The following is an 18929-nucleotide window of genomic DNA, read 5'->3' as shown; positions in this document are numbered from 1 at the left end:
GGAATATGCCCGAAGCGCTTGCTGTGACCGTCCTGCCGGATCATTCTGAGGCGTATTCGTGACGGAGCCATGGCCGGTCCGACCGGGCCTCGAACTGCGAGTGCGGGTGGTGGAGCGGTGCAGGTACTTCAGGTCCAGTTGGCGGTCCAGGCGGACCCGGCCGAGGTCGGCCGGGCACGCCGGTGGGTGCGCTCGCGGCTGCAGGGCCACGGGTTCGACCCGGACGCGCCGCTCGCCGAGACCCTGGTGCTGGTGGTCTCCGAACTGGTCACCAACGCGGTGGTGCACACCGGTTCGCCCGCCGTGCTCCGGCTCTCGGTGCCGCTGCCCGAGGGTGAAGGACCGTCGGCCCCGACCGTGGTCCGGGTCGAGGTGGCGGACGGCAGCTGTATCGCGCCCGCCCCCCGGTGCGCGGCCGGTGACGCGACCAACGGGCGGGGTCTGGAGCTGGTGGAGCTGCTGTGCGAGCGTTGGGGCTGGTACCCGGACGGCTCCGGCAAGCGGGTCTGGTGCGAGATCGGCGAGGGCGCGATGGTGGCCCCGGCCATGGAGCGGACCAGCGGCGCAGGGGGCGCACTGATCGCGTAGGCCCCCGCCGTACGCTCCCGTGAGTCGGTAAATGCGCCGCAACCATTCCGAATTTCCGACAACCCATTGACGTGACGTATCCAACTGATCACTCTTGGGTGCAGTTCTCCGTTGTGAGGGGACGTCGAGGGAGCACCGGTGCGGTCAGCATGGGGGTTCGCAGGCTGCCGAGCGCGTGGGTGGTTCCTTCCTCGACGAGTACGGAGCACTCGGTGCGCGGGTCAGGGGCCCCGGGCATCCCGATCGGACGGCGGCCGTCGTGCCGTGCTCGGGGCGCGCATGCCGCGCCGCCGTCCGATCGTGACCATAAACCACTGGAAATCCGAGTGGTCTACACCAAAACTGCTGGGGTGACGCTCCCCCAACTCCAGGACCAGTCCGTCGAGATCCGGTCGGCCGCAGACCGCTCGGCCGAGGCGCCGGCGATCTGGTCCCGTAACTTCCGGTACTACTTCACCGCCCGCAGCGCAGGGCTGCTCGGTGACGCGATGCTCCCGGTCGCGGTGACCGCCGGCCTGGTCAGCGCCCACCACGGCGCCAGCACCGTCGGCTTCGCCCTGGCCTTCCTGTTCGGCCCGTTCGCCGGTCTGGTCCTGTTCGGCGGTGTCCTCGCCGACCGGTTCACCGCCCGCCGGATGATGATCGGCGCCGACCTGCTCAACCTGACCACCCGGGTGCTGCTCGCGGTGCTCTTCTTCCGGGGCATCGACCAGCTCTGGCAGCTCTACCTCCTGCTCGCCCTGGCCGGGACGGCCGCCGCGATGTTCCAGCCCGGCGCGGCCTCCACCGTCCCGCTGGTGGCCCGCGACGTGCAGGGCGCCAACGGCGTGCTGCGCACTTCCGAGGCCTTCGCCGCGCTGCTCGGGCCGGCCCTGGCCGGTGCCCTGGCCGCCGTCGCCACCGGCTGGGTGATGGTGATCGCGGCTGTCACCTTCGGGATCAGCGCGATCTGCCTGTTCGCACTCCGGCTCGGCGCAGTCCCGGCCCCGCCGCCGGGCGACAGCCTCTGGCGCAACCTGGTGGTCGGCTGGCACGAGTTCCGGTCCCGCAGCTGGCTCTGGAGCGTGATCCTGATCTGGCTCTTCTTCACCGTGCTCGGCTGGGGCCCGCTGCTGCCGGTCACCTCCGGGCTGGTCATCCCCGAGTACGGCGACTCCGCCTACTTCCTGCTCAACTGCGCGTTCGGCGCGGGCACCGTGGTCGGCGGCCTGCTCGCGGTCCGCTTCAAGCCCCAACGCCCGCTCGCCGTCGGAGCGGTGGCCATGCTCGCCTTCCCGCTCTACCCCCTCGGCATCGTGCTGGGCTGGCCGGTCTGGCTGCTCGGCATCGCCCAGGTGGTGGTCGGCGCCGGCCTCACCTTCTGGAGCGTCATGTGGGCCACCAGTGTGCAGACCCAGGTCCCGGGCGAGGTGCTCAACCGGATCCACGCTTACGAGGTGGCCGGCTCGGTCTGCATGTTCCCGATCGGCAGCGCCCTCTCCGGCCCCGCCACCAATGCCTTCGGTGCCCACCGGGTGCTCGAAGTCGGCATCGTGGTCTCCTTCCTGGTGGTCGCCGCTCTCCTCCTCACCCGTCCCGTCCGCACCCTCCGCCGGGTCCCCGACCGGGGCTGAGGCAGCCCCCGCACCGAAGGACCGAGCGCCCTGCGCAAGGATCAGCACGTGAACGAGACCCTCGCCCCACCCGTCGTCAAGTCCCGCCGCCTGCACTACGCCTGGGTGGTGGCCGGGGTGACCCTGCTGGTACTGCTCGGTTCGGCCGGCTTCCGGTCGACGCCCGGGCTGATGATGGACGCGCTGCACACCGAGTTCGGCTGGTCGCACGGCACCATCTCCGGTGCCGTCTCGGTCAATCTCGCCCTCTACGGCCTGACCGCACCCTTCGCCGCCGCCCTGATGGACCGTTTCGGCGTCCGCCTGGTCGTGGTCAGCGCCCTGCTGACGATATCCACCGGCGCCGGTCTCACCATGCTGATGACCCAGAGCTGGCAACTGGTGCTCTGCTGGGGCGTCCTGGTCGGCCTCGGCTCGGGCTCGATGGCGGGGGCGTTCGCCACCACCGTCTCCGGCCGCTGGTTCGCCGCCCGGCAGGGCCTGGTCACCGGCGTGCTCACCGCCGCCGGGGCCGCCGGCAACCTGGTCTTCATGCCGCTGCTCGCCTGGCTGGTCGACGAGCACGGCTGGCGTACCGCCGTGATCGTGGTCTCGGTCTCCGCCACCGTGGTCGCCCTCCCGGTCCTGCTGCTGATGCGCGAACGCCCGGCCGACCTCGGCCTGCTCCCGTACGGGGCCACCGAGCAGCCGCCCGCGCCGAGCACCGACGGCAGCGCGATCCTGCGCAGCCTGCGGATCCTCCGCGAGGTGAGCCGCAACCGCGCCTTCTGGCTGCTGGCGGGTTCGTTCGCGATCTGCGGTGCCACCACGGCGGGTCTGGTCGGCACCCACTTCATCCCGGCCGCCCACGACCACGGCATGCCGGTCACCACGGCCGCGAGCCTGCTCGCCCTGGTCGGCGTCTTCGACGTGGTGGGCACGATCGCCAGCGGCTGGTTCACCGACCGCTTCGACTCCCGCTCCCTGCTGGTCGCCTACTACGCGCTGCGCGGCCTCTCGCTGCTCTTCCTGCCGCAGTTGTTCGCCGGTTCGCTGGAGCCGCCGATCCTGGCCTTCGTGATCTTCTACGGCCTGGACTGGGTGGCCACCGTGCCGCCGACCATCGCGCTCTGCCGCCGCCACTTCGGCGCCGACGCACCCGTGGTGTTCGGCTGGGTGCTGGCCTGTCACCAGCTCGGCGCCGCCGCCGTGGCCGGCCTGGCGGGCCTGAGCCGGGACCGGTTCGGCGACTACGACCTCGCTTGGTACGGCGCCGGCGCGCTCTGCGCGGTGGCCGTGCTGCTCTGCCTGGCGCTCGGTCGCACCGCCCCCCGGCCTGTCGTCGCCGCCGATTAGGCTTGGTGCTCATGACGCTCACCTTCGCCCTGGCCCCCGAACTGACCCCTGAGCTGCGGGCCGGGATCATCACCCTCTGGACGGCCGCGACCAACGCGGGCGGCGCCGTCGGGTTCGTCCCGCCGGTGACGGAGGATCAGGTCTGGGTGACGGCGGAGAAGCAGTTCGCAGGCCTCGGCCCCGGGCAGCCGGACATGCTGCTGGTCGGCTTCGAGCCGGGCGGACGGCTGGTGGCGGCACTGTTCTTCGAGGACATGCGGTTCGACCTGATGGACCACTGGCGGCTGCTCAAGCGGGTCATGGTGCACCCCGACGTCCAGGGCAGCGGCTACGGCGTGCAGCTGATGGCCGAGGCCGCCCGGGTCGCCCGCGAGGCCGGCTGGGCCGGCCTCCGGCTCACCCTCCGGGGCGGGCTCGGCCTGGAGCAGTTCTACGCCCGCTGCGGCTACACCGAGGTCGGCCGCGTCCCCGGCGCCATCCGGGTCGCCCCGGGCGACGACCGCGACGACGTCACCATGTGGCTCGACCTCCGCTGACCGCTCCGCTCCGGGCAGCAACCACCAGGGGCTCGGGGAACTGCGACGCCGACCCGTGCAAGGTGATCCGTCCGTAAATGGTCAGGCACTTTCGCAGTGACCCCGGCGCCAGACCTCCTCGCAGTTCCTCGAGCCCCTGGTGGTGCGTGCCTGAGCTCCTGCCGATGGTGTGGCTGTGAGGTCATGCTTCACTGGATAGCCGCGCCAGCCGTACCCCCCGCAGTGAAGGACGTCCCCGTGAGCAGCAAGAAGCACGCCACGCTCCGTTACACCTCGATGCGCCTGAGCATCTTCCTGTCGTGCCTGCTGCTCGCCATGCTGCTCGGACACTTCGGGGTCATCCCGGTCACCGGCAGCACCGGTGTGATCTTCCTGGTGCTGATCGCGGGTCTGGTCTCCGCCCCGCTCAGCTACATCCTGCTCAGCAAGCAGCGCGACGAGATGTCCGCGCAGCTGGCCGACAAGGTCGCCAACCGCCGGTCCCGTTCGGCCGAGGTCGCCGCCGAGGAGGACGCCGCCGACGATGCCGCCCGTGCGGCGGCCGCCGGGTCCCAGGGCTGAGTCGTCCCCGCGCGATGACCGAGCCCTCCGCACCGACCCCGTCCCGGCGTCCGACCGGCCGGGACGTGGCACGGCTGGCCGGGGTCTCGCAGGCGACCGTCTCGTTGGTGTTCTCCGGTACGGAGGCGGGGCAGCGGGTCTCGGAAGCGACCCGGGAGCGGGTCCGCGAGGTGGCCAGGACGCTCGGCTACCGTCCGCAGGCGGCTGGCCGCCAACTGCGGCTGGGCCGGAGCGGGATGATCCTGCTCGCGGTGCCGAACATCCTCGGTCCGTTCTTCGGCCGGGTACTGGTCGGGGTGCACGAGGAGGCGGGCAAGCACGGCCTGGCCGTGGTGGTCAGCTCGGGCTGGGGGAGTGCGACGCTCGCCGAGGCGGCGACCACCAGCCGGTTCGACGGCCTGCTGGTCTGCTCGCCGGACGACAGCCAGCTCGGCGCGCTGCCCGCCGACACCCCGGTGGTCTTCCTGGACGCCGACCCGGCGCTGGCCGATCCGGGCACCGGCCGGGCCCGCCCCACGGTGGAGCTGGACGTCGCGGGCGGCATGCGGGCCGCCGTCGAGCACCTGACCGCGCTGGGCCACCGGCGGATCGGGCATCTGCGCTCGACCCACTCCGCGTACACCTTCCGGACCCGGCAGGCCGCCTTCGAGGCGGCCACCGCCGGGCTCGAAGTGGTCGAACTGGGCGTCACCCTGAACGAGGGTCAGCGCGCCGCGCGGTCCGCCGCCCATGAGCTGCTCAGCCGCCCGGACCGCCCGCACGCGGTGGTCTGCGACGACGACGTGGTCGCCTCGGGCCTGTACCAGGCCGCCGCCGAGCTCGGGCTGCGGATTCCGGCCGACGTCTCGGTGGTCGGCATCGACAACATCCCGGTGGCCGACCTGCTGGCCCCGCCGCTGACCACCGTCGACCTGCCGGGTGAGCAGCTCGGCCGTACGGGCGTCGCGGCGCTGGCGGCGCTGCTGCGCGGTGAGCCGGTGCCGCCGGTCGCCCCACTGGCCACCGGACTGGTGCTGCGCAGCTCCACCAGGGCGGCGCCGTCGGAGATCTGACGAACCGTTGGTCCTATCGGATGACAGTTCGGTCGTGGCGGAATCGTTCGATCCGGTCATGACAGTCAAATGGGGGAATGTGGAACAAATCCCGGGTCCCCCGGCTGTTGACAGCCCTAGGGCTGCTCTCCGCCAGTTTGCTGGCCGGTACCGTCGCCGGTACCCCGTCCGCGCTGGCGGCGATCACCTTCACCAAGACGGTGGACAAGGCAAATCCGGCGCCCGGGGAGAACGTCACCTACACCCTCAGCTACACCTGCTCGCAGGACGACTGCGCGAACGGGAAGATCACCGACACCCTCCCGGCCGGCATGCAGTTCGTCGGCTGGACCCCGGACGCCACCACCGTGGACGTCGACAGCTCGACGGTGCCGGCCGCCGGGTCCTCGGGCGGCACGATGGAGATCGCGCTCAACCCGCTCACCCCGGGCACCACGGCCACCGTCAAGGTCACCCTCAAGTACCCCAACTTCAGCACCGCCAACGGCACTCAGGCGGTCAACACGGCGGTCTTCACCGCCGACGGCGAGACCCCGCAGACCGGTGCCGCCACCACCACGGCGGTGGTGGAGCCGAAGTACAAGGTGTCCAAGGGCGTCCAGACGAGCAGCCAGGACGGCCGCACGGTGACGTACCAGTTCGGCACCTGCTCCACCGACGGGGTGCCGAACGTCGACCTGGACCTCACCAAGCTGGTGGACACCCTGCCGGCCGGCGCCGTGGTGGACACCTCGCGCTCGCCGGGCTGGGCGGACGACGGGACCGGGACCAACACCTGGAAGTACGACGCGGGCCCGTTCGTCTCCGGCAACGGGCAGGCGGGCTGCCGCAACCCCGGGGTGCTGGTGGTCAACTACCCGGCCCCGACCTTCCCGACCGCCACCAACGTCACCAACTCGGTCACCCTGAACGGCGACCCGCTCGGCCCGGACGCCGCCCGGGACCTGGACACCGCGACCACCACCAGTCCGACCTTCCAGGACCCCAGCACTGGCGTGCAGGTGGCCTCCTCCAAGACCTGGGGCGGCAGTTACGTCTCCGGTGACATCGGCTCGTTCAGCCTGCACCCGGGCAACGTCTCCATCCCGATCACCAGCCTGGTGATGACCGACCCGGGCACCGGCACCACCGCCGACCTCTACAACTGGCTCGGCCCGCAGAGCATCCAGCTGGAGGCGTGGAACCCGACCGGCATCGGGATGACCCTCGAGTACCGGCTGAACGGTGACCCGCTCTGGCACACGTTCACCCCCGGCACCGCCTTCAACGGCGCGGCCGCCCGCCGAGTGACCTTCGCGGTCGGTGCCGGCGACCCGGCCAACGACGTGCTCGGCATCCCGGACGGCCGCTGGCTGCACGGCCTGCGGTTCAGCTGGGCCGGTCCGATCCCGACCGGCTGGAGCCCGGGCAACGCGGTGCAGGTGCTGGCCCAGGTGCTGTACACCGGCCACGACGGCCGCACCGCGCCCAACCCGCTGCACAACTGCGTCGACGTGGTCGGCACCGACGGCACCACCACCGACACCGCCACCGCCTGCGCGGACGCCACCGTCAGCGCCGCCACCAACCTCGGCGCCGCCAAGACCACCGTCGCCGGTGCGGTGCTCGCCCCGGGCGCGGAGGCCACCTTCCAGGTGGTCCCGTACAACCGGACCGGCTACACCCTCGACAAGCCGCTGGTGCTCTACGACCTGCTGCCGCCCGGCATGGTCTACGTGGACGGCTCGGTCCGGCCCGACCCGGTCTGGACGGACGCCAAGGGGCCGTCGGAGGTGACCGTGCTGCCGGGCAAGAACGGGCGCCAGCTGATCCGGATGACCTGGCCCGCAGGCAGCCCCGACATGATGTACCTGCACGACAACCTGGCCTACCGGGTGCTGTTCGAGGCCGAGGCGGCCGGCAGCGCCCAGCCCGGCACGCTCACCAACGACGTCTACGTCACGGCTGACGGCGCGTCACCGCCGGTCACCTGCATGTTCTACGGCACCGACAGCTCGGTGCCGGACACCGACGACTTCAACGAGAACGGCGACACCACCGAGAAGCTCTGCCACGCCTCCTCGCAGGTGGAGATCCAGGTGCCCGCCGTGCTGCGGGCCTTCAAGGAGGTCAAGGGCGACGAGGACGCCGACTACGGCAGCTCCGCCACCACCTCGCCCGGCGGCGAGATCTCGTACCGGATGACCGTCCGCAACGACTCGCCCGACGCCGTCACCGACTTCATCGCCTACGACCGGCTGCCCACCCCGGGCGACGGCTACGTGCTGCGGCCCGACACCCCGCGCGGCAGCGCCTGGACGCCCTCGCTGACCGAACCCATCGTCAGCAGCGACCCGACCGTGGTGATCGAGTACGCCACCGTTGCGAACCCGTGCCGCCCGGTCTCGCTCGGCGGGCCGGCGGGGTGTGCGCTCGCCGCCGAGTGGAGCACCACGTTCCCCGGCCCGGGGCTGGCCACCTGGTTCCGGATCTCCCGGCCCGGCACCATGCCCTCCGGTGCGGTGTTCACCCTGACCTGGCCGATGGTCGCCTCGTACGACGCCCCCGAGTCCGCCTTCGCCTGGAACAGCTTCGCCTACACCGCCACCGACAACACCGGGCAGCAGCTGCTCCCGGCCGAGCCCGCCAAGGTCGGCGTCGGTGTGCACCAGCCGGTCAAGCCGGACAACTCGATCGGCAACTTCGTCTGGAGCGACCTCGACAAGAACGGCCTCCAGGACCAGGGCGAGCCCGGCGTCGCCGGGGTCACCGCGTACCTGCTGGACGGGAAGGGCCGCACGGTCCGCGACCTCAACGGCAAGCCGGTCGGCTCCACCAGCAACGACCGGGGCCACTACCTGTTCCGGCAGCTGCCGGACGGGACCTACGCGGTCCAGTTCGACCTGTCGACCCTCCCGACCGGGGCCACCGTCACGATCAAGGACGCGGTCCGCCGGACGGCAGCCAGCGCGGAGGACTCCGACGGCGACCCGACCACCGGCATCACCGAGAACGTCGCGGTGGCCGGCGGCCAGGCCCAGCTCAACCTGGACCTCGGCCTGATCCTCCCGCCCGAGCCCACCCCGCCGCCGACCCCGACGCCCGACCCCACGCCGACCCCGACCCCGACCCCGCCGACCCCGACCGACACCCCGGTCCCGCCGAGCCCGCAGCCGACCGCCTCACCGACCGGCGGCCTGCCGGACACCGGCTCGGACTTCCCGGCGGCGTTCTTCGCGGTGCTGGCTCTGGCGCTGGCCGCAGCGGGTGCGGTGATCGGCCTGACGACTCGTCACCGGGGGCGCCACCACTAGTGAGACCTTGAGTTGCACTACCCAGGGGCTCGGGGAACAGCGATGAGATCCGGCGTGCGGGGCAAAAAGCGAAGGTGCCTGGCCATCTACGCAGGTGCAACGCTCCCGAGGCGGGCGTCGCAGTTCCCCGAGCCCCTGATGGCTGAACGTGTGCCGAACAGCAGGAGGCCGCCCAGGCCGATGCCGCCGACGGAGCAGAGCGCGACCGTGGTCAGCGACTGCGAGACCAGCGCTCCCGACACGGCGTATCCCGCTGCGTTGCCCGTCGCGAACAGCGTGATCAGCCAGGCGAAGGCCTCGGTGACCGTGCCGGTCGGCGCCAGCTCGGCGATCAGCACGAAGGCGGCGGCCAGCAGCGGCGCGAGCCCGATCCCGGAGAGCAGCGCCAGTACGGCCATCGGCAGCGGGGCCGGGACCAGCAGCAGCGGCAGGTAGGAGGCCGCCATCGCCAGCGCGATCACCCAGGTCCGGGTGGCGGTGGTGCTGCGCCACTTCACCGCGCCGTAGCCGAGGGCGCCGACCAGCCCGCCGAGTGCGGCCAGGGCGAGCAGCAGTCCGGCGCCGCCGGGCAGGTCGTCCTGGTGCTGCTCGGCGTAGGCGATGAAGAGCACGTTCTGGGCGCCGACGGTCCAGCCCGCGCCGGCCAGGCCGACCAGCAGCAGGACCAGTCCGGGCGAGCGCAGCGGGCCGAGCAGTCCGGAGGAGGCGTGCCGGGCGGGTGCTCGCCAGGCCCGGGCGGGGGCGGCGGTGGCGACCACCAGGGTGCCGGCCAGGCCGAGCCCGGCGGCCGTCCACAGCGCGGTCACCGGCGAGAACGCTGCGGCGATCCCGGCCACCGCCAACGGCCCTGCCACGTACAGGAGTTGCTGGGCTGCGGAGTCGAAGGCGTACGCGGTGTCCAGCTGCTCCTCGTCGACCACGGCGGGCCAGAGTGCGCGCAGGCAGGGCTCCAGCGGCGGCATCGCGAGCCCGGCGATCGCCGCGCCGAGCGGGGCGGCCCAGACCGAACCGGGCGCCAGCGCGAGCAGGGCGTACCCGACCCCGGCGACCACGGCGGAGGCCAGCAGTACGCGCGGCTGTCCGGTCCGGTCGACGATCCGGCCGAGCACCGGGCCGCCGATCGCGGCGGCGATCGCGTACGCGGCGGTGGCAAGACCGATCCTGCTGTACGGGGTGCCGGCCTCGCGCAGGGCGAGGGCGATCACCAGGGCGGTCATCCCGGCGGGGAGGCGGCCGAGCAGGGTGCCGAGCAGGAGACGGGTGACGTGCGGGGCGCGGAGCAGGGCGAGGTAGCCCATGGGGTTCGGTCTCCTGAGGGCAGGGGAGGGCGGCGGTAAGTCATCAAGTTATACGTATAACCGGATCGGGGTCAATCGGCCCCGGTTCGACGGTTCGTGGCCGTAGTTCAAACACGTACTTTGAACATCTCAAAGGTTTGTTGTTAGTCTGTCGCCCATGACCACCTCAGGCACGCCTCGGCAGTACGACATGGGCCCAGCGCTCATGCGCTGCGCGTGCCTGCCCGGCGCCGTGGACAGCGGCTGTCGCACCGTCAGCTGTATCCAGGCGGCACGTCGCCCCTGAGGCCCCTCGGCTGCTCCCCGCCGTGGTCGGCCCGGCCGTGTCGCCGCCCCTTGCTCCATCTCTCCCCCTCCTCCTGCCTCGGAGCTGCACCACCATGTCCACAGCGCCCGCGCCCACCTTCCTCGCGAAGGTCCGCAAGACCCCCTTCTGGGCCCAGATCGTCGGCGGCCTGGTCCTCGGCCTGGCCCTCGGCTACCTGGCCCGGGTCCAGGACATCGCCTGGCTCACCACCACCCTGGACACCATCGGCAAGACCTTCGTCCAGCTGCTCAAGCTGGCCGTCCCGCCGCTGGTCTTCACCGCGATCGTGCTCTCGGTCGCCAACCTGCGGAACGTCACCAACGCCGCCCGGCTGGCCGGCCGTACGCTGCTCTGGTTCCTGATCACCTCGCTGATCGCGGTCGGTGTCGGCCTCGGCCTCGGGTTGCTGACCAACCCGGGCGAGGGCGCCAACCTCTCCACCCAGGGCCTCAAGGCCCCGGAGAAGCCCGGCACCTGGATCGACTTCCTGACCGGCATCATCCCGACCAACATCGCGGACGCCTTCCTGAAGGTGAACGTCCTCCAGATCGTCTTCCTCGGCATCGTGGTCGGCGCCGCCGTCCTCAAGCTGGGCGAGAAGGCCGAGCCGGTCCGCAAGCTCAACGAGGCGATCCTCGACCTCACCCAGACCGCCCTGTGGTGGGTCATCCGGCTCGCCCCGCTCGGCACCCTCGGCCTGATCGGCAAGTCCGTCGCGGTCTACGGCTGGGACCTGCTCAAGCCCTTCGCCACCCTGACCATCGACGTGTACGTCGGCTGCGCGATCGTGCTGTTCGGCGTCTACTCGCTGCTGCTGCGCTTCGTCGGCGGGCTCAACCCGCTGAACTTCTTCAAGGGCGCCTGGCCCGCGATCCAGCTCGCCTTCGTCTCCCGCTCCTCGGTCGGCACCCTGCCGGTCACCCGCCGCGTCACCGAGCGCCTCGGCGTCCCGAGCGAGTACGCCTCGTTCGCCGTCCCGTTCGGCGCCACCACCAAGATGGACGGCTGCGCCGCGATCTACCCCTCGCTGGCCGCGATCTTCGTCGCCCAGGTCTACGGCATCGACCTCGGCGTCGGTGACTACCTGCTGATCGCCTTCGTCTCGGTGATCGGCTCCGCCGCCACCGCCGGTCTGACCGGCGCGATCGTGATGCTGACCCTGACCCTCTCCACCCTCGGCCTCCCGCTGGAGGGCGTCGGCCTCCTCCTCGCCATCGACCCGATCCTCGACATGATCCGCACCGCCACCAACGTGGCCGGTCAGGTGGTGACTCCGCTGATCGTGGCTGCTCGTGAGGGCATCCTCGACCGCGATGCCTACAACAACCCGACGGGTGACCTGCTGGACAACCCGGCGGTCACCATCCCGGTGCAGGCCACCGAGGTGCCTGTCCCGGCCTGACGCACAGACAGTTCGAGCCCTCCCCCGATCACCGGGCGAGGGCTCGAGCTGTTGTGGTGGCACTACCTACCTGACCGCCGGGCCCGCCCACTTCGGGACCACGATCCGGGGCATCGCTTTCACGCACCGGCCCGTGAGAGCTGGGAGGCGGTCTCAGGAGCACCTGAGACTCGCTGTAAAGGCCGCTGAAAAGAACGATCGTGTCTGTCGGTGACGATGGCGCGACGGCGTGCCACGCTGTTCTGGGTCGCAGGGTTTCGTAACCCAGGCGATCAACAACAGTCTGCGTCTCGTCAGCTCCTGTCATTCGGAGGGAATGCCGACCGATCCCGCACGGCCGCGTGCCGACTCACTCACCTGGATCGCATTCATATTTTTAATGCCGGCTGATCTGCAAGATACAACTCTTTTCCAGAGAACTGCGGGCGGGCCAAAGTCCCGCAGCTTTCAGAAAAGGGGCGTCGACGGTTGGTTTCATAGCGACGAGAGTCACAGACGTGCCCTATTTCCCCACAGGAACAGGCCTCTAGATGACACTGAACAGCTCTGGTGCGCCCCACTGGCGCACGGTTTCCACCTGGCTTGCGGCGGTCGTGTTCGTCGCCGCCGCCGCAATGACGATGTCGCTGCGGCCGGCCCATGCCGCCACGGCCGTTCCCCTCGGCGCGGCGGAAAGCTTCGCGGTGCTGGGCGGCCAGTCGGTCACCAACACGGGTCCCACCACGATCACCGGAGACGTCGGAGTGAGTCCGGGGTCGTCGATCACCGGACTCCTGCCCATCCAGGTGAACGGGGAGATCCACCGTGGGGACGATGTTGCCGCGAACGCCCAGGGCAGCCTGGTCACCGCGTACAACAACGCTGCCGGCCAGCCCACGGAATTCACCCTTGCTTCGTCCGAGCTCGGTGGTCTGACGCTCATTCCGGGCGTCTACAGTGCCGATAACGCCCCCCTGCAGCTCACGGGCCAGCTCACGCTGGATGCCCAGGGAAACCCCAATGCCGTGTGGGTGTTCAAGACCGCTTCGACTCTGATCACGGCGTCTGACAGCAGCGTGCTCCTGATCAACGGTGCGGCGCCGTGCAACGTCTACTGGCAGGTCGGAAGCTCTGCCACCCTTGGCACCGGCACCGACTTCGTGGGCAACATCCTGGCCCTGACCTCGATCGGCCTGAACACCGGCGCGACGCTCGAGGGCCGAGCACTGGCACGGAACGGCTCCGTCACGCTGGACAACAACGTAATCACGCGATCCACGTGCGCGGCCGGCGGCACCACAGGCGGGGTGATCGCCGGAGCCACCGTGGGCGGCGTGATTGCCGGCACTACCGGCGGCACCACGACCGGTGGCACCGCTACGGGTGGTACCACCGGCGGCGTGATCGCTGGGACGACCACGGGTGGCGCGACCAGTGGGGCCCTGGGTGGCCTGCTGGGCGGGGTCCTCACGACGGGTGGCGCCACGGGCGGACTCCTGGGTGGCCTGATCGCCGGTTCCACCGGCGGCACCACTACGGGCGGAACCGCTGGCGCCACCACGGGTGGCGGCAACGGCGGTGGTGAGCACGGCGGTGGTGATCACGGTGGTGAGCACGGTGATCACGGCGACCACGGCGGTGGTGATCACGGTGGTGAGCACGGTGATCACGGCGACCACGGCGGTGGTGAGCACGGTGACCACGGCGACGGTTGCGAGCACGGCGACGGTGGCGAGCACGGCGAGCACGACGCGACCGCGTAGCTGATCCGCAGAGCCAGAAGTCGGATTACGGCGCGCGGCAGACCTTCACGAATGCTGTCGCGCGCCGCCAGAAAGGCTCAGAGAAGCAGAGCCAAGGAGTGGTCAAGTTGGGACGGACCGGCCCAAGCCGTGCGTTGGATGGAACCCCCTCAGGGGATGCAAAGGGGCCGATCCGCAAACTGGCCGACGGCGCCGTCATCGCCGCAGGGCCGCCGGGTCCTCTGGTGGCAGCCCTGACCGTTGCCGTGGCTCTGTGCCTGGCGGCATCCCTCGTCCATGTGCTTCTGGTATTCATGTACGTGGCACCACCGAACCAGCTTTCCCAGGCTTACAGCAGGCAGATCAATGCGTGGATCAACCCGCTGTTCGAGCAGAACTGGCGACTCTTCGCTCCGGACCCGGAGTCCGCCACTCGACAGATTTCCGTGAGAACCGCACGAACCTCTCGAGACGGAACCCGCCAGGTCGGCGACTGGTTCGACCTGAGCGCCGTTGACGATTCCGATGTCAAACACAATGTCTTCCCCAGCCATACGACGCAGAACATGCTGCGCCGGGCCTGGGCCGCTTATCTGGAATCACACGGCAGTGACGACAAACCGCATTCGGAGCGGGCTCGGATGCTGCAAGAATACCTGCGCAATATTGCGGTTGAGCGAGTCATTGCCCACCAGGACAGTACGTTTGATGCTGTCCAAGTGCGGGTGATCACCCAGCCAATCGCTGCGCCCACCACGGCGGGCGGTCCCCGCCCGGTTTCCTCAACCTCGGTCGACACCAGGTACCTGCCTTGGTGGAAGGTGGCACCCGATGGAAACTGAGCGGACTTCCTTCCCGACACCCTCGCCGCGCCACACTGCCCGCTTGACCGCAGACGCAGGCGAACAGCGAATGCTCACCCGCATCGGCGCGCTGGGCAGCACCGTGACCGATCGGCCGGTGTACCTCCACGCGGCGGCGGTACTGCGGATCGGGTACGGCCTGCTCTACCTCGCCTTCCTGCTGAGGGAGTTCCCCCACCGCGACGAGATCTGGGGCCCCGGTTCAGCCTGGACACCGGCCCTGGCGAGCCAACTGTTCGACCAGACCGGCTGGTTCAGCATCCTCACCCTGTCCGACAGTCAGGTGTACTTCGAACTCTGCTACTCGGCGGCCCTCGTCACGTCCGCACTGTTCATGCTCGGCTGGCGAACCAGGGTGGTGTCCGTCCTGTTCGCGGTCGTGGTGGCCTCGTTCCACGCGAGGGCCATCTACATGACGGACGGGGGAGACAATCTCATTCTTCTCATGGCCGTCTACCTCCCGTTCACCGCCTGTGGCCGACGCTGGTCCCTCGACGCGCGCAGGACGCGTCTGCGCGTTCCCCGAGCCGAGGCCGGAGTTCTGGCGGCCAGCCCGGGAACGCCCACTCTCCGGCACCACCTCCGCGCCGCGTGTCGCCTCTTGATCACGGTGCTGCACAACTGCGCCATGTTCGTCATCGCGGCTCAGGTCTGCATCGTCTACGGCTCCGCAGGGCTGTACAAGGTGCAGGGCGGCTCCTGGGCCAACGGGACTGCCCTCCACTACGTCATGAACCTTGAACTGTTCAGGCCGTGGCCCGCGCTGTCTTTCATGGTGGACAGTCATCCGATGCTGGTCACGGTCGCCTGCTACCTGACTGTGCTGCTGCAAGTCGCGTTTCCGTTCGTCCTGTTCGGCAGGCTCAAGTACCCCGTCCTGACCTTGCTGCTCGGCATGCACACAGGCATCGCGGTCCTCATGGGGCTCCCCCTCTTCTCCGGGGCGATGATCATTGCTGATGCGGTATTCATTCCAGAGCGCTTCTACACGTCTGTGGGACACCTGTGGCAGCGCACCTTCAACAGGAAAGGTGCGGCGGGGACAGGAGCCTCCTCCCCGGCAGACTCCTCCTTCGTACCTCCCCAGCCCGGATCCGTCGGCTGAGGCCGACGCGACGGTGTCCGGCTCGGGATGTCGCCCTCCGCCTACGGGCCATGTAACCGTATGGTCACGAACGGTCCGTGGCGGCGGGTCCCCGCTTCATCACGGGACCGTTTGGGAGAGGGTGACGGTTGTCGGGAAGGTCAGGCGCCCACACGTCTGGCCACCTGGCGTGGCCGCCGCTTACAGTGCCGCGCACCTCTGCACGCGCGCCTGGGTGGTTGGTCGGCGGGAACTCGAGAGGCGGCCCCGGGTTTTCGGGGCCTGGCCTACTCGGCCCGTATCCGGTTGGGGGCAGCAGGCCAATGCTGCCCCCAACCGCTTCGGCCGTCGACTGACCGGCGCCGGTCAGGGCCCGATGCCCACGATGACGACGGGCGGCGGGCACTTGAGCGGATCACTGCCCCACAGCAGCCCCTCCCGACCACACGGCGCAGGGACATTCAGCCGTAGAACACGGGCGGACTCCACGGGACACGCCGAGGAACGATCTTGGTTGGCATAGTCCAGAACCCCGTCACGCGACAAGATCGCCGTCGCCGCCTGACCCCTCGTCACCCGATGGCCCGCTCCCCATCGGGGGGCGGGCCATCACCCGTTGGAGTGCACCTCGCCCACCCGGTCGGGCCACGGCGGTAGCGTGGACGAGGATGAAGGAGGAGCTGATGAGTGCCGCCCCGCAGGAGTACTCGTACCAGCAGGTCGATCCGGAGCTGGCGCTGAAGTACGCCATTCACCACATGAAGGACGACCGCGCCGAGATCATCGAAGGGGTCATCGGGCAGGTGGTACCGACCTGGGGGCACGAGCGCGCGATCACCAGCATCCGCCGCCAGCTCGACCCGCGACTGATCGAGATGGACTGCGAGCCGGGCTCCGGAAACCTCGACCTCCCGGGGTCGGCGAACTGGTACATCCCCGACCTGGCAGTGGTGCCGAGCCACCTGGTCGATGCGGACGGCGTCTTGGTGCCGGACCAGACCCTGTTGGTGGTCGAGGTGACCTCCGACTCCAACGGTGACACCGACCGGGTCGTCAAGCGCCGTCGGTACGCCGAGTACGGCGCCCCGCTCTACCTCCTGGTCGACCGTCAGGAGCGCGCCTGCACCCTCTTCTCCACCCCCGGCCCGCTGGGCTACACCCTGGTCGACGGACCACACCCGTTCGGGACGCCGGTCCGGCTCCCGGAACCCTTCGGCGTCGAGCTGGCGACCGACCGGTTCTAGGGCCTGCCGCCACCACGCAGGTGGCCGAGGCACCGCTACCATCCCGCGCATGGAAGCGATACGGATCGGGTTCGGCCCGGTGGGCATGCGCAGAACGAAGCTGCGGATGGCGGGGATGGTGTTGCTCTTCGGCGGGGTCGCCGCCCTGGTGGTCGTGGGCAACGCCGGTGGGAACGGGGCGCTGCTGGGTGGCGCCGTCGGCGTGCTGCTCCTGGTCGCTCTCACGTCGCTGGTCAACCACGGCTGGAGCAGCACCACGCTCACGTCGGTCGGGCTGGTGCTGGCCGGCCCCACGCGTCGCACGACCGTGCCCTGGGATCGGATCACCCGGATCGAGGTCCGGCGCAGGAGCGGGCGGTACGGCGTCACCTGGATGGAGGCCCGCATCCTGCTCGCGGACGCGCCCCCGGTGCGGCTGCCGGGACTGCAGGAGGCCTGGGGCGGTCACTCCAAGAAGGAGTTCCAGGACTATGTCGGCGTCCTGCTGCGGCACTGGCAGCAGGCGACCGGCCACACGGAGGCGGTGCTCGTCCGGCTGTGATGCCCGACTGTGATCCCCGGCTCACTCCTGGCCGTGGTCGGCCGCCGGATCGGGCTGGCGGCCCCAGTGTCGGGCCAGCACGGTGCAGACCATCAGCTGGAGTTGGTGGAAGAGCATCAGGGGGAGCACCGCCATCCCGACCGCTGCGGCGGGGAACAGGATGGTGGCCAGCGGGAGGCCGTTGGCGAGGCTCTTCTTGGAGCCGCAGAACTGGGCGGTGATCCGGTCGGCCCGGGAGAAGCCGAGGCGGCGGGAGACGGTGCCGGTGAAGAGCAGGACCAGGGTGAGCATGGCCAGGCAGATCGCGGCCAGCCAGAGCAGCTGACCGATCGTCACCCGGCTCCAGATGCCCTCGGTGACGCCCTCGCTGAAGGCGGTGTAGACGATCAGCAGGATGGAACCGCGGTCGACCAGGATGGTCAGCCACCGGTGCCGCCGCAGCCAGGGCGCGACCCAGCGGCGGAGCAACTGCCCGAGGGCGAACGGGACCAGCAGTTGCAGCACGATGTCCAGGATCTGCTGCCCGCTGATCTGCACCCCGGCGGCGTCGGCCAGCAGCCAGGCGGCGAGCAGCGGGGTGAGCACGATGCCGACCAGGCTGGAGAAGGTGGCGGCGCAGATCGCGGCGGCCACGTTGCCCCTGGCCATCGAGGTGAAGGCGATCGAGGACTGGACGGTGGAGGAGAGCAGGGTCAGGAACAGCACCCCGGTCGCCAACTGCGGGGCGAGCACCGCGGACGGGAGCAGCCGGGTGGCCTCGCCGAGCAGCGGGAAGAGCACGAAGGTGCTGCCCAGGATGAGCAGGTGCAGCCGCCAGTGCCGGGCGCCGGCCAGTGCCTCCCGGGGGGAGAGCCGGGCGCCGTACAGGAAGAACAGAAGCCCGACCGCGACGCTCACCGAGTCGCTCGCCACGGACGCGGCGGTGCCCCGGGCCGGGAGCAGGGTGGCCAGGCCGACGGTGCCGAGCAGCAGGAGCAGGTAGCCGTCGATCCCGATCCGGTGCAGTTGGCGGTCGAAGGCCCGTAGCAGGTGCATGGCCTCGATCATGCCTGGCGGGGGCCGGGACAGAGGCAGGGGGCCCGCCGCGTCCGAAGACGTGGCGGGCCCCCTTGGTGGTACTCGTCATGCTCGTACCGGCGGCCGCGCGGGCCGCCGCCGGACCCGAAATGGGGTCCAGAGCGATCAGATCATCAGAGGAGATGAATCAGATAGCGGTGACGTTCTCCGCCTGCGGGCCCTTCGGGCCCTGGGTGACGTCGAACGAGACCGCCTGGTTCTCCTCCAGCGAGCGGAAACCGTTCGCGTTGATGGCGGAGTAGTGGACGAAGACGTCGGGGCCGCCGCCCTCCTGGGCGATGAAGCCGAAGCCCTTCTCAGCGTTGAACCACTTGACGGTTCCCTGAGCCATGCCGTTCTCCTTGCGAGGGACGTTTCGGTAACCACACCGTGTGGAACCGGTCCGCTGCGCTGATCGCCCCGCCTCCGGAAGGG

Annotated in this window: 16 protein-coding genes; 13 read left to right on the top strand and 3 right to left on the bottom strand. The window is 70.2% G+C overall.

Annotation, left to right across the window (positions count from 1 at the left end; genetic code table 11):
- Positions 1 to 117 precede the first annotated feature (117 nt).
- From ASC99_RS02660 to ASC99_RS02630, 7 genes are all read left to right on the top strand, one after another.
- The gene (locus tag ASC99_RS02660; RefSeq protein WP_057227647.1) at positions 118 to 588 is read left to right on the top strand and encodes an ATP-binding protein; all 471 of its coding nucleotides are present in this window, start codon (positions 118 to 120) and stop codon (positions 586 to 588) included.
- 350 nt (positions 589 to 938) lie between these two features.
- Positions 939 to 2201: an MFS transporter gene (locus ASC99_RS02655; protein ID WP_235502731.1), complete on the top strand. Its 1263-nt coding sequence runs from the start codon at positions 939 to 941 to the stop codon at positions 2199 to 2201.
- A 48-nt stretch (positions 2202 to 2249) separates the two neighbouring features.
- Complete coding sequence (locus ASC99_RS02650; RefSeq protein WP_235502732.1) at positions 2250 to 3536, top strand: MFS transporter; 1287 nt, start codon at positions 2250 to 2252, stop codon at positions 3534 to 3536.
- A gap of 11 nt (positions 3537 to 3547) precedes the next feature.
- Entirely contained in the window at positions 3548 to 4072 is a 525-nt protein-coding gene (locus ASC99_RS02645; RefSeq protein ID WP_057228059.1) for a GNAT family N-acetyltransferase, read from the top strand.
- Between the two features lie 237 nt (positions 4073 to 4309).
- Positions 4310 to 4633, top strand: coding sequence for a DUF4229 domain-containing protein (locus tag ASC99_RS02640; protein WP_235502733.1), 324 nt, complete (start codon positions 4310 to 4312; stop codon positions 4631 to 4633).
- A gap of 14 nt (positions 4634 to 4647) precedes the next feature.
- Positions 4648 to 5685, top strand: coding sequence for a LacI family DNA-binding transcriptional regulator (locus ASC99_RS02635; RefSeq protein ID WP_057227642.1), 1038 nt, complete (start codon positions 4648 to 4650; stop codon positions 5683 to 5685).
- Between the two features lie 77 nt (positions 5686 to 5762).
- Positions 5763 to 8978 (top strand): SdrD B-like domain-containing protein, encoded by a 3216-nt coding sequence (locus ASC99_RS02630; protein ID WP_082598021.1) that lies wholly within the window; start codon positions 5763 to 5765, stop codon positions 8976 to 8978.
- Between the two features lie 86 nt (positions 8979 to 9064).
- Here the strand turns inward: ASC99_RS02630 and ASC99_RS02625 are convergent, their stop codons facing one another.
- Positions 9065 to 10276 carry an MFS transporter gene (locus tag ASC99_RS02625; RefSeq protein WP_057227639.1) on the bottom strand — a complete coding sequence of 404 codons (1212 nt, stop codon included), beginning with the start codon at positions 10274 to 10276 and terminating at the stop codon, positions 9065 to 9067.
- Between the two features lie 380 nt (positions 10277 to 10656).
- Here ASC99_RS02625 and ASC99_RS02620 point away from each other — a divergent pair, with 380 nt between their 5' ends.
- The 6 genes from ASC99_RS02620 (at position 10657) to ASC99_RS02600 (ending at position 17438) form a co-directional block, all read left to right on the top strand.
- Positions 10657 to 11985 (top strand): dicarboxylate/amino acid:cation symporter, encoded by a 1329-nt coding sequence (locus ASC99_RS02620; RefSeq protein ID WP_057227637.1) that lies wholly within the window; start codon positions 10657 to 10659, stop codon positions 11983 to 11985.
- Between the two features lie 530 nt (positions 11986 to 12515).
- Positions 12516 to 13727, top strand: coding sequence for an ice-binding family protein (locus ASC99_RS02615; RefSeq protein ID WP_057227634.1), 1212 nt, complete (start codon positions 12516 to 12518; stop codon positions 13725 to 13727).
- Positions 13728 to 13825: 98 nt separating this feature from the next.
- Positions 13826 to 14548: a DUF5819 family protein gene (locus ASC99_RS36845; protein WP_369824271.1), complete on the top strand. Its 723-nt coding sequence runs from the start codon at positions 13826 to 13828 to the stop codon at positions 14546 to 14548.
- Between the two features lie 70 nt (positions 14549 to 14618).
- Complete coding sequence (locus ASC99_RS02610) at positions 14619 to 15674, top strand: HTTM domain-containing protein (RefSeq protein ID WP_057227632.1); 1056 nt, start codon at positions 14619 to 14621, stop codon at positions 15672 to 15674.
- A gap of 662 nt (positions 15675 to 16336) precedes the next feature.
- The gene (locus tag ASC99_RS02605; protein WP_057228057.1) at positions 16337 to 16897 is read left to right on the top strand and encodes a Uma2 family endonuclease; all 561 of its coding nucleotides are present in this window, start codon (positions 16337 to 16339) and stop codon (positions 16895 to 16897) included.
- A 49-nt stretch (positions 16898 to 16946) separates the two neighbouring features.
- Positions 16947 to 17438: a PH domain-containing protein gene (locus tag ASC99_RS02600; RefSeq protein WP_057227630.1), complete on the top strand. Its 492-nt coding sequence runs from the start codon at positions 16947 to 16949 to the stop codon at positions 17436 to 17438.
- Between the two features lie 21 nt (positions 17439 to 17459).
- Here ASC99_RS02600 and ASC99_RS02595 read toward each other — a convergent pair whose 3' ends face one another.
- Together ASC99_RS02595 and ASC99_RS02590 are read right to left on the bottom strand one after the other, a co-directional pair.
- Positions 17460 to 18485: a bile acid:sodium symporter family protein gene (locus tag ASC99_RS02595; RefSeq protein WP_235583000.1), complete on the bottom strand. Its 1026-nt coding sequence runs from the start codon at positions 18483 to 18485 to the stop codon at positions 17460 to 17462.
- Positions 18486 to 18642: 157 nt separating this feature from the next.
- Entirely contained in the window at positions 18643 to 18846 is a 204-nt protein-coding gene (locus ASC99_RS02590) for a cold-shock protein (protein WP_057227626.1), read from the bottom strand.
- Positions 18847 to 18929 lie beyond the last annotated feature (83 nt).

Origin of the sequence: Kitasatospora sp. Root107, assembly GCF_001424875.1 — a bacterium.
Taxonomy (GTDB): domain Bacteria; phylum Actinomycetota; class Actinomycetes; order Streptomycetales; family Streptomycetaceae; genus Kitasatospora.
This window is presented reverse-complemented; position numbering and strand designations above follow the sequence as displayed.